This is a genomic window from Natronospira sp. (genome assembly GCF_007134575.1).
GTDB lineage: Bacteria > Pseudomonadota > Gammaproteobacteria > Natronospirales > Natronospiraceae > Natronospira > Natronospira elongata.
Map to the genome: position 1 here is coordinate 1 of NZ_SLKM01000141.1, position 12,851 is coordinate 12,851.

Consider the following 12,851-nt stretch of genomic DNA (forward strand, 5'->3'; position numbering starts at 1 on the left):
ACAACGGCAACCGTACTGAAACGCATGCATCCCCCGGATTGAATATTGCAAGAACGGATCCCCAGTTGCAGGGATGCTCCATTTTCTGGCTTGCCAGGTCAAATCTGGCATGCTGTTGCTCACAGCCATGGAAACGGGGTCGGCATGATTCAACAACACGAATTCAAGCGCGGCCGCCAACGCCTGTCCTTCAGGCGCTGGGCCCTGCCGGGAGAGCGGGAGACACTGGTGCTCTGCCATGGCCTGGCCAGCAACGGCACCCGCTGGAGTGAATTCGCCGAGGCCACGGTGCCCCAGCGGCCCTGGAACATTCTCTGCCCGGATCTGCGCGGCCACGGGGGCTCGGTGGTGCGGGGCCGAATCAACCTGGATATCTGGGCCGACGACCTGGCCGCCCTGCTGGACCATGAGGGCGTGACGCAGGCGGTGGTGGGTGGCCATTGCCTGGGGGCGAATCTTGCCCTGCACTTTGTCCGCCGTCATCCAGATCGAACCCGCGGACTGGTACTGGTGGAGCCCATGTTTGCCCAGGCCCTGGGCGGGATTCTCGGCAAGCTGCGCCGCATTCGCTATTTGCTGCCCGCCCTCGCCTGGCCCATTCTGCTATTCAATGCCCTGGGCCTGTATCGCCGTGAACTCCCCGGCCTGGATCTGCGTCGGCTGGACGAACACTCGCGGCGGGCGGTGGAAGAAGCCGGCGACCCCGCGGCCATTACCGGCCGCTACGCCAAGCCCGGCAAGGACATGTTCTACATGCCGAGCGCGGCCTACCTGCAGGCCCTCAATCAAGTGCTGCGCCCCCTGCGGGGCCTGGAGACGATTGACTGCCCTGCTCTGGCCCTGCTCTCCACGGGTGGGCTGTTCGGCGACCCGCAACGAACCCGCGAGCTGCTCTCCCGCCTGCCGAAGGTTCAGATTGATGAGCTGGAGGCCCTGCACTGGATCCCCACCGAACAACCCCGGGCCCTTCAGTCCCATGTGGGGGACTGGCTGGATACATTGGCGGCGGGCGAAAGCGATGACTCCCAGCGCTGAGGCACCCGACGGAGATCGTCGGGGTCGTAGCCCCGGCTGGCGATGAAGGCCTTCAGGTCTTTGTAGTGTTGCTCGTCCATCGCGGGATTTCTGGACATGATCCAGACATAGTCCCGTCGCGTGCGGCCGATGATGGTGGTTTCATAGTCATCGTCCAGGTAGATGACCAGGAACTCTCCCTTGATCGGCCAGATGAACTGCATGCCCCATTCCGCACCGTTGTCGCTGCGTATGATTCCGGTCGGATTGTATTCGCGTTCAGGCCCGTCAAAGCCGCCCCGGCGAAAGGTGAAGGTGGTCTGCACCCGCCCACGGTCATCAAGCTCGTAGTGTTCAATGGCATTGTAGGCCTCGCGCTCCGGCCAGGTGGGGATGTGGGCGATGACATACCAGCGCCCCATGAAGCGGTCGATATCCACTTCATCCACGGTTTCCATGGGGGGATTGCTGGAACAGGCGGTGAGCAGCCAAAGGGCGGCAAACAGAAGCGCGGAATTTTTCATTATTCTGGCTCCAAGGGAATTCCTACCCTTGGAGCCAGAATTCCATCCTGGGTTCCCGCCCGGCGCAGGCTACTGCAGAAAGGCCTTCGCTTCCCGGATGCCCGAGCGGTCTGCGTCTCCGATCATGGCCAGCAGCGCCTCATAGTGCCGCTCGGCCCGATCGGCCTTGCCGGCCGCCTCGGCCGCGCGGGCGGCCCCCAGCAAGGTGTTGTAGCGGGCGGGCCAGACCCGGTCGGAGCGTTCGAAGGCCTCGAGGGCATCCTCGGGCCGGTCCATGGCCAGATATAGCTCGCCCAGGCCCTCGCTGGGCGGAATCAGGGCGCCGGGAGTGATTGGATGTTTCTCGGTGTCGGCCTCCAATTCCACTGCCCGGTACATATGCTCGATCGCCTTGTCCTGATCGTCTTCCAGCCAGGCCAGCCAGGCGGCGAGCTGATATTCCTCGATGCGGATGTAATCGGCAAAGGCACGTTCACCATCGTCCTCGGTCTGACGGCGCAGCGTGCGCAGTGAGTCATAAGCCTGACGGGTCTGGTCCAGATCACCGTTTTGCGCATGGCCCATGCCCCGGGCCAGCCAGGCATTGGCCTGGGACCAGCGCCCCACCGGCTCATCCCAGGCCAGATCCTCCCAGGGCATGATCTCGATCTCCCGGGCACTGTCCCAATCACGCCGCTCCACCGCCATGCGAGCCGGCATCACCGCCGCGTGGTAGGCCGCCACGATGGTCGGCTGATGGGGTTCGCGGGCGAAGGTCTCTTCAAGTACCTCTCTGGCCTTCTCGTCCTCGCCACGCTGGAGATGGGCGTAGAGCAGATAATCCTGGGCATGAATGTAGTGATGGGAGATGTAGTCGCCGGCCGGATTCTCCAGTGCCGCCTTGGCCGAACGCCGGTTCCAGTTGATTACCTCCGGCCAATCGCCAAGACGGACATGTATGTGAGACGGCATATGCAGTGCATGGGGAACATCCGGTGCGATCTGCGCGTACACCTCAACCATGTCCAGAGCATTCCGGGCCCGGCCATCCACATCGGTGGCGTGAATCATGTAGTGGATGGCACCGGGGTGCCTTGACTCCTCGCGCCAGATCTGACGGAGCAGGGCTTCGGTCTCGTCATACAGGGCATCCGGGTCATCGGCACCCCCGGCGATGGTCAGCCGGGACAAGCCATACAGGGCGGCCACATCCAGATCGTCGCCATGATTCGCGTAGGCCTCGGCCATGCCGTCGGCCCAGCGCTGCAGCCGGGGGCCGAATTCCTCCACCGAGGGATCCCGGAAATAGGCCGCGGTGGCCTCGATCAAGGCCCGCTCCCGATCGGCATCAGCCACGCGATCCCGGGCCTCGCTGATAGCGGCCCAGCCCCGCTCCCGGTCCTCCAGGCTGGGGCGAGTCCCCCAAAGCGGCTGAAACAGGGTCGTGGCAACCCCCCAATGGGCCATGGCGCAATCGGGATCCTTGTCGACGATGCCCTCGAAACTCTCGCGGGCCTGGACGTACATCATGTGATGCATCAAGGCCAGGGCACGATCAAAGGACTGCTGTGCCGCGTCGGTACAATCCGCCTGAAAATCCACCACGCCGATGGGCTGACCGTCATCCACCACGGCGTCATGGTCATGCAGCATGGCGTGATCATTCCGGTCACTGTCGTGGGAATGCTCATGACCAGCCGCATGGTCCCCGCCGGGGTAACCATTCTCACAGGCCTGGGTAGCGGCCAGAGAAAAGACCAGTAACAGCGCAACCATCATCGGCCGGCCCGAAAAGCCCGCCGCTGCCTTCGCGATTCGCGTCTCCATAAGTGCCTCCTGCTCACCGACAACCGGCCTGGCTGCCGGGAAACCATCAAAGAAACCCAACAAGAGATACGAGAAACGTCCCAGGACACTGCCACCGAGAAAACTAATCCTGGCTAGTGGTCGGGAAACAGTGTCTCCCGGGCGGCCTGCACCCGTGACAAATGGGGGTGCTCGGTAAACCCGTACTCTTCAAACAGCGCTTCGGCTTCCTCCAGGTCGGACAGGGCCTCCTCCGGGCGGCCCAGGGCGTGCAACACCCTGGCACGCAGCACCTTGCGCAAGGCATCCTCGCCGAAGCGGCCCACATGGCCCGCACCATCCAGGGCCTGATCCAGATAGGCCAGCGCGGTGTCCATGTCCTCCCTCTTGAAGGCACACACGGCCCGTCCGGTCAGCAGGGTATTGCGCTGATGAGGGTTGCCCGGCAGCTCACCCTCAACCATCCGGTCCGCCGCCCGCAGCCAATCGCTGCCGGCTTCGGTTTGGCCGTCATAACAGTTCGCCATGGCCAGCAAGGCCTTGATGATGGCCACCACCCCGGGATCCACGCCGTCCAGTTCAAGATAGAGAGAGCGGGCCCGGCGCAATTGCGGCTTGGCCTCGGACCAACGCTGCATGGACGCCAGCATGGTGCCCCGTTGGTAATAAAGCCGCTCGAATTCCTCCGGATCGCGGCCAATGGCCTCGGCCCGCTCCAGCGCCGCCTCGGTGGTCAGTTCAAGGGCTTCATCGAATCGCCCCTGATGGAAGATCATCAGCGCCAGATTGGCGCGGGCAATGGCCGGGTAGATATGGGCGCCCTCGAAGATCCGCTCCTGCAGCTCCAGGGCTCGGCGCAGATGGGCTTCGGCGCCGTCAAAGTCACCCATGCTGTGCATGATGATGGCCATATTGCTCTGGGCAAGGGCGTAATCAAGGCTTTCTTCACCGAAACCTTCTCGATAGATCTGGGCTTCCTGGCGGCGCATATCCAGCGCCGCCTCCAGGTTTCCCTTCAGCCGATAGGCGCTCCCCAGATCACGCTTGATATCCCCCCGGACCCGGGGCGACACCCCCTCTCGCTGATCGAGCTCCGCATTGAGAGGCTCCAGTATGGCCAGCGCGTCCTCATAACGGCCCAAACCACTCAGCACCCAGGCACGCCTTGTGCGAACAGCCGCCGCGGTTTCCCAGTCCACCGTTTCCGTGGCCACCGCCACTTCGGCCAGATTGAGCAGGCGCTCGGCCTCGCCCAGGTGGCCGCGCTCCTGATGCAGAATGGCGAGCTGGGCCAATGTGCGGGCCAGCTCATCCGCGCCAAGGCTTTCCTCCTGATGACTGATCTCCAGTGCCGTCTCCAGCAACGGCTCGGCGTCGTCATGACGACTTTCGGCCATGTAAAGCTGCGCAATGGCCATGAGCATCTCGTAGCGCTCTCCGGGGGGTGCACTGTCTTCGTTCAGGGCCCGTTCCGCGCCCAGGGCCACCAGGGCCTCGGAATCCGGCAATTGTTCACGCGGCCGGTCCGGCTGGGCATCCCTGAACAGACCCAGCAGAAACTCCCGCAGTGCTCGCGAGCGGGCCAGGGCCTGCTCGGCATCGGCCAGGGCGGCCTCGGCCCGTGCCGAGGCCTGGCGTTCCATTTCCGCGGCCGAGCGGGCCTCATGGGCCTGCCAAAGGGCAACGCCGCTACCAATCAGCAAGGCCAGACTCACTGACGCGGTGGCGACAGCGGGCAGTCGATTACGACGCAACCACTTAGCCAGGCGGTAAGCCGTGCCGCCACTGACCGCTGCCAGCGGCCGATGCCCGGCCCAGCGATCGAGATCGGCCAGCAAGGCATCCACACTGGTGTAGCGGTCTTCAGGATTCGGTGCGAGGGCCTTGAGACAGATCGCGTCCAGGTCACCGCGCAAGGCGCGGGGCGGAATACCGACCCGATTGGGCAGACTGGAAGGTGGCGACGGCACGGTGTCGGGCAGTGACCGCTCATGCCCCATCAGCAAGGTGGTGGCTTCCCGCATGTCGCGAATGCCATGACCACTGAGCAGCTCATACAGCAGGGCACCGAGACCGAAGACATCCTGGGTCACCGCCGGCGGTTGGCCGGCCAATTGCTCGGGGGCGGCATAGGCCGGCGAGCACCAGGGCATTTCTTCCGCCGTACTTGTCTGTCCGTCCCCGGAGAGCAGCGCGGCGATGCCGAAATCCACCACCCGAACTCGCCCCTCGTCGTCCACCAGGACATTGGCGGGCTTGGTGTCACAGTGCACCACCAGCTGGCGGTGACTGTAGGCCAGGGCCTCGGCAACCTGACGAAACAGCTCGATGCGAGCAGGAAGATCCAGGCCGCGGGTCTCGGCGTAACGGGTCACCGGCTGTCCGGCGACCTGTTCCATGACCAGATAGGGCAGGCCGTCCTCGCTGACCCCGCCATCCAGAAGCTGTGCCACCCCCGGATGCTCCAGCCGTGCCAGCAGGCGCAGCTCTGACTGCAAGCGGGCCTGGCGGGCCGGCCCCACGATGCCGGGGGCGAGCAACTTGATTGCCACCTGCTTTTCAAACTGACCGTCCGCCCGTTCACCGGCCAGCACCACGCTCATGCCGCCCCGGCCGATCTCCCGCCTCGCCCGCCAGTTGCCGAAACGCCGGCCGGCCAGATCGGCGGGTATGTCCTGGAGCCCCTGATCGCGCCCGCCGAGCATGTCGAGCACGATGTCGTCCATGGACTCGTCCAGCAACAGAGGGTCGGGGTGATCATGGGCGTGGAGCATGCGCTCGAGCTGTTCCCGCACCGGCGGGGGTGGCGCCGTTTCTTCCAGGAAACGCTGACGCTGTTCCGGGCTTAGCTCCACCAGCGTGTCAAAGAGTTCGGCGACCTTTGACCAGGTGGCGCTGTCGAGCTTCATGGCGTCAGCACCGTCTGCAGATAAGCCCGGGCCTTGCCCCAGTCCCTGGCGGCGGTGCGAGCGGAAATGCCCAGGTGATTAGCCGCCTCATCCAGGGACAGACCTGCGAAGAAGCGCAGGGACACCAGCTGGGCCAGACGCGGGTCCAGTGCTTCCAGGCCTTCCAGAGCCTGATCAATGGCAAGCAATTCGGCCGCGGTCCCGCCTTCGATTTCTTCGTTCTCAAACAGGCGGACCTCCTGGCCCACGTCCCGCTTGGCGGCCGTGCGGTAACGGGCATAGTCCACCAGAACCTGGCGCATGGCCATGGCGGCGGTTCCAATGAAGTGCTCACGATTCTTGAACTCGCCATCCCGGTCGCTCAGCTTGAGCCAGGCTTCGTGGACAACGGCGGTGGTGTTGAGGGTGAGTTGGGGATTGCGGCGGTGTTCGCGGCGGGCAATGCGGCGCAGCTCCGAGTAGATTTCCGCCAGCCGCAGGGCATCACCGCCCGCCCCATTGGCGCGGTCGCCCTGGCCGGTCTCCCCCACCGGCCCGTCGGGATGCTCGGTCACGTCTGTCATGCCCCACTCCACCGGGATGGCTTGCATCCCGTGGTGAATACTCCCCAACTCACACATTACACCAGAGCGAAGGGATGACAAAACGGCGTGGCCGACTCGCAGCCGGGGTTGACCCAGGTCAATGCCGACGTTGACGGCGCGAACTACAGTGCCCGCAGACCATGGAAAGCTTACCAGCGGAGAAAACGCCACAATGCAATCCCTGCCCCATGTTTATAAAGCCAGCGCCAGCGGTGGTCCCGATGGACCCATGCCACTGGACAGTCCCGGTCTCGCCACCCTGGATACCGATGCCCCGGCCGAGTTCGGCGGCAGCGGCGATTACTGGTCGCCGGAAACCCTGCTGGTGGGGGCAGTGGCCAACTGCTTCATTCTCACCTTCCGGGCCCTGAGCCGTCACGCAAAGCTGGAGTGGACGTCGCTGGCCGTTGCCGTGGAAGGAACCCTGAACAAGACCGACAGCGGACTGCGCTTCACCCACTTCGAAATCCGGGTTCAGGGCGATGAAAGCATGGGCGAGGCACATCATGCCGTGCTGGAGAATGCCAAGAAGCATTGCCTGATCACCAACTCCCTGCTCGCCGAGTGCAGTCTTCGGATTGAAGGCCGCTGACGCCATCGGCCGGACAGGGACAAGGAGGCAAGTATGAGTCGCACGATTGAGCGATTGCAGGCGGATCACCGGGAATTCCTGCGTGTCCTGGCCCATATGGAAAGCGCCATGGACAACTGTCTGCAGGGCGAAGAGATCGACCGGCCCCTGATGCGGGAATTCGTGGAGTACTGCTCCGGGCATGCCGACACCTTCCACCATCCCCTGGAAGATCAGCTCTTTCGTTGCCTGCTGGCAAGGGATCCCCAGTTGGCACCTGTCATTCGGCGGCTGGAGCAGGAACATCTGGAATTGCGCTGGGCGACCCGGGATCTGCGCGAGATGCTGGATGAGATGCAAGCCCGGGAACTGGTCCGACGGGACCGCTTCCTGGAGGCCATGGGGGAATACCTGGGGCTGTACTTCCATCATATCCAGAGCGAGGAGAAGGAACTGTTCATCCATGCTCGACGGCTGCTCACTGCAGAGGACAATACGTGGCTGGATGGCTGGCTGAACCAGGCTCCCGAGACCAACTTCGGCCACAGTGAAGCACTGCCACGTCTGGGCGCGGTGATTCAGGCCGAGGCATAAGCGGCGCGGTACTTGACGCACGTCAAGGTCAATCGTGGCCCTGACCGTCACAATGAAAACCGTAATACAGCCCCATCTGTTGATGGGAGACTCCGAGCATTCGTGGCCTAAAGCCTGGTGACCCACCAGTGCCATGACGCGGATGCCGCCGGCCGGCGGGATCGTCCCGTCGGTAGCGGCCAGGGCAGCGAGGGGAAACGCCGCTGCCTCCCGGCATTGGAAAGGAGTGAACAATGCGCCAGTCAGACCCCACCCGACCCGCGTCCGCGCAGGCCGGCCGGACCGCCACGCCTGCCGAGCCCCTGCCCTGGCCCGTGCCACGTGCCATGCCGCAACGGGCCCCCACCGTGGATCCGGGCCGCGTTCCCGACTCGGAGCTGGAAGACCGTTTTGGTCGCCGTTTCGCCTACCTGCGCCTGTCCATCACCGATGTCTGCAACTTTCGTTGCGAGTACTGCCTGCCCGATGGCTACCAGGGCAAGCCCACCGGTTTCCTGAACCGGGACGAGATCCAGCGCCTGGTATCGGCCTTTGCCGAGCTGGGTATACGCAAGCTGCGGATCACCGGCGGCGAGCCGCTGGTACGCAAGGATGCCCTGGCCATTCTGGCGGACGCCGCCGCCACTCCCGGCATCGAAAAACTCGCCCTGACCACCAATGCCTTCAACCTGGCCGCCCAGGCCGAGGCGCTGCGCGACGCCGGCCTGTCGGCGGTCAACATCAGCCTCGACAGTCTCGACCGCCAGGGTTTTGAACGCATTACCGGCGACAAGCGCCACGAAAAGGTCCTGGCCGGGGTGGATGCCGCCATCGCCGCCGGCATACCCAGCGTCAAGATCAACACCGTACTGCTGGGCGGACTCAACGATCAGGAAATCCCGGATTTCATGGAGTACGTGCGTGAACGGCCGGTGGCGGTTCGCTTCATCGAACTGATGCAGACCGCGGACAACGGCGACTACTTCCGCCGCCGTCATGTGAGCGGCCAGACCGTGGCCGATCGCCTGCAGGCCGCCGGCTGGAGCCCGATGCAACGGGGCGAAACCGACGGCCCGGCGGTGGAATACAGCCACCCGGATTATGCCGGTCGCATCGGCCTGATCGCCCCCTACGCCCCCGGCTTCTGCGACGGCTGCAACCGCCTGCGGGTCACCGCCCGGGGCGGCCTGCGCCTGTGCCTGTTCGGCAACGGCACCCATGACCTGCGCCCCCTGCTCCAGGACGAGGCCGACAAAGCCGCCCTCAAACGCAGCATCTGCCAGACCCTGGTGGGCAAGGAAGTCTCCCACCATCTGCATGAGGGGGATTTCGGGGATACGCCGCATCTGGCGAGTACGGGCGGATGAATTATCCAGCCGTAGGAGCGGATTCATCCGCGATTGGGCTGTCGGCGGGCACGGTGGCCGCTCGAAGCCCAATCGCGAATAAATTCGCTCCCACGGGGGCTAAATTGAACATTGATACGGTGGATTGATAATGGCTGATCAGAATTATCGAATGGTGGACGTCGGCGGCAAGGCCATCACCCGGCGGCGGGCCGTTGCCACGGGGCGGATTGTGGTGGGCCCCGAGGTGATGGCACATCTGCGTGAGGGCGAGCTGCCCAAGGGCGATCCCCTGCGTCTGGCCGAGGTGGCCGCGATTCTGGCGGCCAAGCGCACGCCCGACCTGCTGCCGCTGTGCCATCCCTTGATGCTGGATCACGTGGGACTGATCTGTCGGTTGAACGAGGCCGACCAGGCGGTGGATGTCTTCGCCACCGTGGTCACCAGTGCCCGGACCGGGGTGGAAATGGAAGCCCTGGCCGCGGTCAATGCCGCCCTGCTGACCATCTGGGATCTGTCCAAGCCGATTGAAGCGGCACTGGCGATCGGTGGCGTGAAACTGTTGCTCAAGGAGGGCGGCAAGTCCGGGCGCTGGGAGCATCCGGACGGGCTCGCCGACCTGCCTGCGGAGCTTGCCGCATGAGCATCGCGCCGGCCAGGCTGCGGGCCCGGCTGGGCGATTTCAGCGGCGCCTTCGCCGATGGCGCCGTGCTGTTTCCGTTATTGCTGGCCCTGGCCTGGCAGACCGGCGCCTCGGTGGTGATCATGCTCGCCACCACCGGCGCCGCCTACCTGGTCACCGGCTGGCTGTTTCGTCTCCCCATTCCGGTGCAGCCGCTGAAGTCGCTGTCGGTAATGGCCATTGCCGCCGGGGCCAGCGCCCAGGAACTGCAGGCCGCGGGCCTGCTGCTGGGGGCCATCTACTTCAGCATCAGCTTCCTGAACGTCAACCGCCTGGCCGGGCGCATTCCCGATGTGCTGATCCACGGCTTTCAGCTCGGCCTCGGCATTCTCCTGCTGGTCACCGCGGTCAAGCTCATGGGCGGCACCGTCCAGGAAATGCTGCTGGTGGCCTTTGCCGCCACCCTGGTCATCGGCATCACCCGCTACAGCGGCCTGCCCCTGCTCGGCCTGATCGCCGTGGCGGGCCTGATGTGGGGCATCTGGCACGCGGAAGCGCCTCTTGGCAGCGGCCACGAGGGCGGGCTGCGGGCCTCCATCGTCGCCCTGATGGTGCTGCCGCAGATTGCATTGACCCTGACCAACTCCGTGCTCGGCACCCAGCGCGCCGCGCAGGCCTATTACGGCGAAGCCGCCTGGCGGGTCAATCCGCGACGGCTGCTGACCTCGCTCGGCCTCGGCAACCTCATCGTCGGTGCCGTCGGCGGCATGCCCTACTGCCACGGCTCGGGCGGGGTCACCGCCCATTACCGGGGCGGCGCCCGCAGCTGGTTGTCCAATGTGGTCATGGGCAATGCCCTGCTGCTGCTCGCCGCCCTCTTGCTGATCGGCGGTGGCGGCCTGCCGGAATACCCGCCGGCCCTGCAGGCCCTGCTGCTCGGGGTGATCGGGGTGTTTCACATCCAGCTCACCTATGCCAGCTGGCGCAAGCTCGACACCGCCCTGATTCTGGTGGTCATGGGCACCACCGCCCTGCTCGCCCAGAGCATGCTCTGGGTGCTGGTGGCCGGGGTGATTGCACTCAGCCTGCGGGCGCTTTACCAACGATTCACGCCCCGCCGGGACGACACCGGCCGGGCCATTGAAAGCGATTGAACGCGAGGAGAAAGACCATGTCCCGGGAAGTGGAAATCAAGCTGTTCGGTGCCTTCCGCCAATACAGCCCGGAAGCCGCCATCGCCGTCAGCCTGCCCGAATCGGCCGATGTCGCCACCCTGCGCCGGGCCTTTGCCGACAAGCTCGAGGACGACAATGCCCGCGCCCTGCTCCAGTCCTCGGCCTTCGCCACTGACGAGGCGGTGCTGGGCGAGGGGGATACTGTGCCGGCGGGGGCGCGGATCTCGATTCTGCCGCCGGTGTGTGGGGGGTGAGCAGCGAGCTACGAGCGGCGAGCGGCGAGCGGCGAGCGGCGAGCGGCGAGCGGCGAGCGGCGAGCGAGATTGTGGGTAGGTGGCGAAGCAGGGGGTGGGGTGGTTTTTCCAGGATTGTGGGCGACACGACGTCGCCCCCAAAGCCTACAGGGATGTATTCACGGCGTTCCTGGAAAAACCACCCCAGCCCCTGCGTAGCCACCGGATCGAAGCCGGTGCCTGCGGGCCTGATTGAAGTTGAATGGGAACTGACAGATGACAATCCATGTAGCAACGAAAGACGAAGTGCTGTCCACCGAGGCGGCCCTGGCGCATTGTTCGGCGCCGGGGCATGGGGCGGCGGATCTGTTTATTGGGCGGGTGCGGGATCTCAACCAGGGTCGGCAGGTGCGGGCCGTGAGTTATGACCTGCATCCGGTGCTGTGCAACAACGTCTTTCGCGAGATCTGCAAGGAAGCCCGCCAGGAATGGGGCGAATCCCTGCACTTCTGGCTGGAACACCGCCAGGGGCGGCTCGCCGTGGGCGAGGCCAGTGTCGTGATCGCGGTCAGCTCGCCCCATCGGGATGAGTCCTTCCGCGCCTGCCGCTACCTGGTCGAGCAGATGAAACACCGTGCGCCCATCTGGAAGCAGGAGCATTACGTCGATGGCGACAGTGAATGGGTCAAGGGCCATGCCCTCTGCAGTCATGGCTGATTTTGCCGGCCTGGTCCTGGCGGGCGGGGCATCATCGCGCATGGGCGAGGACAAGGCCCTGCTCCGCCACGGGCAGGAAAGCCTGCTGGCACTGGCGGTACGCCGGCTGACCGCGGCCGGGGCCGATCCGGTGCTGGTCAGCGGCGATCGCCCGGCCTACGACTGTGTCCCCGACCAACAGCCTGGCCTGGGCCCACTGGGAGGGCTGGCCTCGGTGCTGGCCGAGCGCCCCGGCCTGGGCGGGCGCGTGCTGCTGGTGACCGCCGTGGATACCCCGGGCCTGGGGGCCGATGAGCTACTGGCCCTGGTCCGGGATTTGGGCGACGGCGAGCCGGGCGTGTATTTCCAGAACCACCCCCTGCCCCTGGCCCTGCGGGTAACCCCGGCGCTGCAACAATGCCTGGGTGAACTGCTGGCCGATGGCCGGGGCGCACCGGTCCATCGCCTGGCCGCCGCCATGGGCTTTCGTCATCTCTCGGCCGAGCGCGCCGATTTGCGCAATATCAACACCCCCCAGGACTGGCAGGCCTTTCAGGTCGGCCGGGAGGCCGCCCCTTGAGAGGCACGGCACTCTGGCCGGTGGGCCTGGCCATTCTGCTGCTGATGCTGCCGGTCACCGGCGTGGTACCGGTCCTGGAGGAGCTGACCGGCGGGCGCCACCCGGCCCTGTCGGATTTCGAGAAACACCTGTTCATGGTGGCCAATATGCTGGCCGCCGTGCTGCTGGCCCCCGTCGCCGGGCGCCTCTCCGACCGTCTCGGCCGGCGCCAGCCCATCATCGTCTCGGTCATGCTGGCC

Annotated in this window: 13 protein-coding genes, 1 pseudogene and 1 riboswitch; of the genes and pseudogenes, 10 read left to right on the plus strand and 4 right to left on the minus strand. The window is 65.3% G+C overall.

Going from position 1 to position 12,851, the window contains the following annotated elements; all coding sequences use genetic code 11:
* Positions 1-144 precede the first annotated feature (144 nt).
* A complete protein-coding gene (locus ACJWXQ_RS05445; protein WP_346053010.1) occupies positions 145-1,035 on the plus strand; it encodes an alpha/beta hydrolase in 891 nt (296 codons plus the stop codon).
* On the opposite strand, the gene ACJWXQ_RS05450 is transcribed toward ACJWXQ_RS05445, so the two are convergent.
* From ACJWXQ_RS05450 to ACJWXQ_RS05465, 4 genes are all read right to left on the minus strand, one after another.
* A complete protein-coding gene (locus ACJWXQ_RS05450; protein WP_374729217.1) occupies positions 969-1,541 on the minus strand; it encodes a lipocalin family protein in 573 nt (190 codons plus the stop codon). The two genes, ACJWXQ_RS05445 and ACJWXQ_RS05450, sit on opposite strands and share 67 nt — an antisense overlap.
* A gap of 66 nt (positions 1,542-1,607) precedes the next feature.
* Positions 1,608-3,344, minus strand: a complete 1,737-nt coding sequence (locus ACJWXQ_RS05455; protein ID WP_406672333.1) for a tetratricopeptide repeat protein — start codon at positions 3,342-3,344, stop codon at positions 1,608-1,610.
* A gap of 113 nt (positions 3,345-3,457) precedes the next feature.
* Positions 3,458-6,232 (minus strand): protein kinase domain-containing protein, encoded by a 2,775-nt coding sequence (locus ACJWXQ_RS05460; RefSeq protein WP_406672334.1) that lies wholly within the window; start codon positions 6,230-6,232, stop codon positions 3,458-3,460.
* A complete protein-coding gene (locus ACJWXQ_RS05465; protein ID WP_346053002.1) occupies positions 6,229-6,795 on the minus strand; it encodes an ECF-type sigma factor in 567 nt (188 codons plus the stop codon). The genes ACJWXQ_RS05460 and ACJWXQ_RS05465 overlap by 4 nt, the downstream gene beginning before the upstream one ends.
* 193 nt (positions 6,796-6,988) lie before the next feature.
* Here ACJWXQ_RS05465 and ACJWXQ_RS05470 point away from each other — a divergent pair, with 193 nt between their 5' ends.
* The 9 genes and pseudogenes from ACJWXQ_RS05470 to ACJWXQ_RS05510 form a co-directional block, all read left to right on the plus strand.
* Positions 6,989-7,408, plus strand: coding sequence for an OsmC family protein (locus tag ACJWXQ_RS05470; protein ID WP_346053000.1), 420 nt, complete (start codon positions 6,989-6,991; stop codon positions 7,406-7,408).
* A 33-nt stretch (positions 7,409-7,441) separates the two neighbouring features.
* Positions 7,442-7,981 (plus strand): hemerythrin domain-containing protein, encoded by a 540-nt coding sequence (locus ACJWXQ_RS05475; protein WP_346052998.1) that lies wholly within the window; start codon positions 7,442-7,444, stop codon positions 7,979-7,981.
* Between the two features lie 78 nt (positions 7,982-8,059).
* A riboswitch (molybdenum cofactor riboswitch) is annotated at positions 8,060-8,224 on the plus strand.
* An 83-nt stretch (positions 8,225-8,307) separates the two neighbouring features.
* Positions 8,308-9,327, plus strand: a complete 1,020-nt coding sequence (moaA, locus tag ACJWXQ_RS05480) for a GTP 3',8-cyclase MoaA (RefSeq protein WP_406672336.1) — start codon at positions 8,308-8,310, stop codon at positions 9,325-9,327.
* 130 nt (positions 9,328-9,457) lie between these two features.
* The gene (moaC, locus tag ACJWXQ_RS05485; RefSeq protein WP_346052994.1) at positions 9,458-9,949 is read left to right on the plus strand and encodes a cyclic pyranopterin monophosphate synthase MoaC; all 492 of its coding nucleotides are present in this window, start codon (positions 9,458-9,460) and stop codon (positions 9,947-9,949) included.
* Entirely contained in the window at positions 9,946-11,082 is a 1,137-nt protein-coding gene (locus ACJWXQ_RS05490; RefSeq protein ID WP_346052992.1) for a putative sulfate/molybdate transporter, read from the plus strand. The genes moaC and ACJWXQ_RS05490 overlap by 4 nt, the downstream gene beginning before the upstream one ends.
* Before the next feature lie 17 nt (positions 11,083-11,099).
* Positions 11,100-11,357 (plus strand): MoaD/ThiS family protein, encoded by a 258-nt coding sequence (locus ACJWXQ_RS05495; RefSeq protein WP_346052990.1) that lies wholly within the window; start codon positions 11,100-11,102, stop codon positions 11,355-11,357.
* Between the two features lie 255 nt (positions 11,358-11,612).
* Positions 11,613-12,053, plus strand: coding sequence for a molybdenum cofactor biosynthesis protein MoaE (locus ACJWXQ_RS05500; RefSeq protein WP_346052988.1), 441 nt, complete (start codon positions 11,613-11,615; stop codon positions 12,051-12,053).
* Positions 12,031-12,612, plus strand: a complete 582-nt coding sequence (locus ACJWXQ_RS05505; RefSeq protein ID WP_406672335.1) for a molybdenum cofactor guanylyltransferase — start codon at positions 12,031-12,033, stop codon at positions 12,610-12,612. The genes ACJWXQ_RS05500 and ACJWXQ_RS05505 overlap by 23 nt, the downstream gene beginning before the upstream one ends.
* Positions 12,609-12,851, plus strand: a pseudogene (locus tag ACJWXQ_RS05510) (MFS transporter); the annotation flags it as partial. The gene ACJWXQ_RS05505 and the pseudogene ACJWXQ_RS05510, both read left to right, overlap by 4 nt.

Coding starts and splice junctions, on each gene's coding strand:
- ACJWXQ_RS05445 (WP_346053010.1), top strand. CDS start 145: ATGATTCAACAACACGAATTCAAGCGCGGCCGCCAACGCCTGTCCTTC.
- ACJWXQ_RS05490 (WP_346052992.1), top strand. CDS start 9,946: ATGAGCATCGCGCCGGCCAGGCTGCGGGCCCGGCTGGGCGATTTCAGC.
- moaC (WP_346052994.1), top strand. CDS start 9,458: ATGGCTGATCAGAATTATCGAATGGTGGACGTCGGCGGCAAGGCCATC.
- ACJWXQ_RS05455 (WP_406672333.1), bottom strand. CDS start 3,344: ATGGAGACGCGAATCGCGAAGGCAGCGGCGGGCTTTTCGGGCCGGCCG.
- ACJWXQ_RS05495 (WP_346052990.1), top strand. CDS start 11,100: ATGTCCCGGGAAGTGGAAATCAAGCTGTTCGGTGCCTTCCGCCAATAC.
- ACJWXQ_RS05500 (WP_346052988.1), top strand. CDS start 11,613: ATGACAATCCATGTAGCAACGAAAGACGAAGTGCTGTCCACCGAGGCG.
- ACJWXQ_RS05465 (WP_346053002.1), bottom strand. CDS start 6,795: ATGACAGACGTGACCGAGCATCCCGACGGGCCGGTGGGGGAGACCGGC.
- ACJWXQ_RS05475 (WP_346052998.1), top strand. CDS start 7,442: ATGAGTCGCACGATTGAGCGATTGCAGGCGGATCACCGGGAATTCCTG.
- moaA (WP_406672336.1), top strand. CDS start 8,308: ATGCCGCAACGGGCCCCCACCGTGGATCCGGGCCGCGTTCCCGACTCG.
- ACJWXQ_RS05505 (WP_406672335.1), top strand. CDS start 12,031: ATGCCCTCTGCAGTCATGGCTGATTTTGCCGGCCTGGTCCTGGCGGGC.
- ACJWXQ_RS05470 (WP_346053000.1), top strand. CDS start 6,989: ATGCAATCCCTGCCCCATGTTTATAAAGCCAGCGCCAGCGGTGGTCCC.
- ACJWXQ_RS05460 (WP_406672334.1), bottom strand. CDS start 6,232: ATGAAGCTCGACAGCGCCACCTGGTCAAAGGTCGCCGAACTCTTTGAC.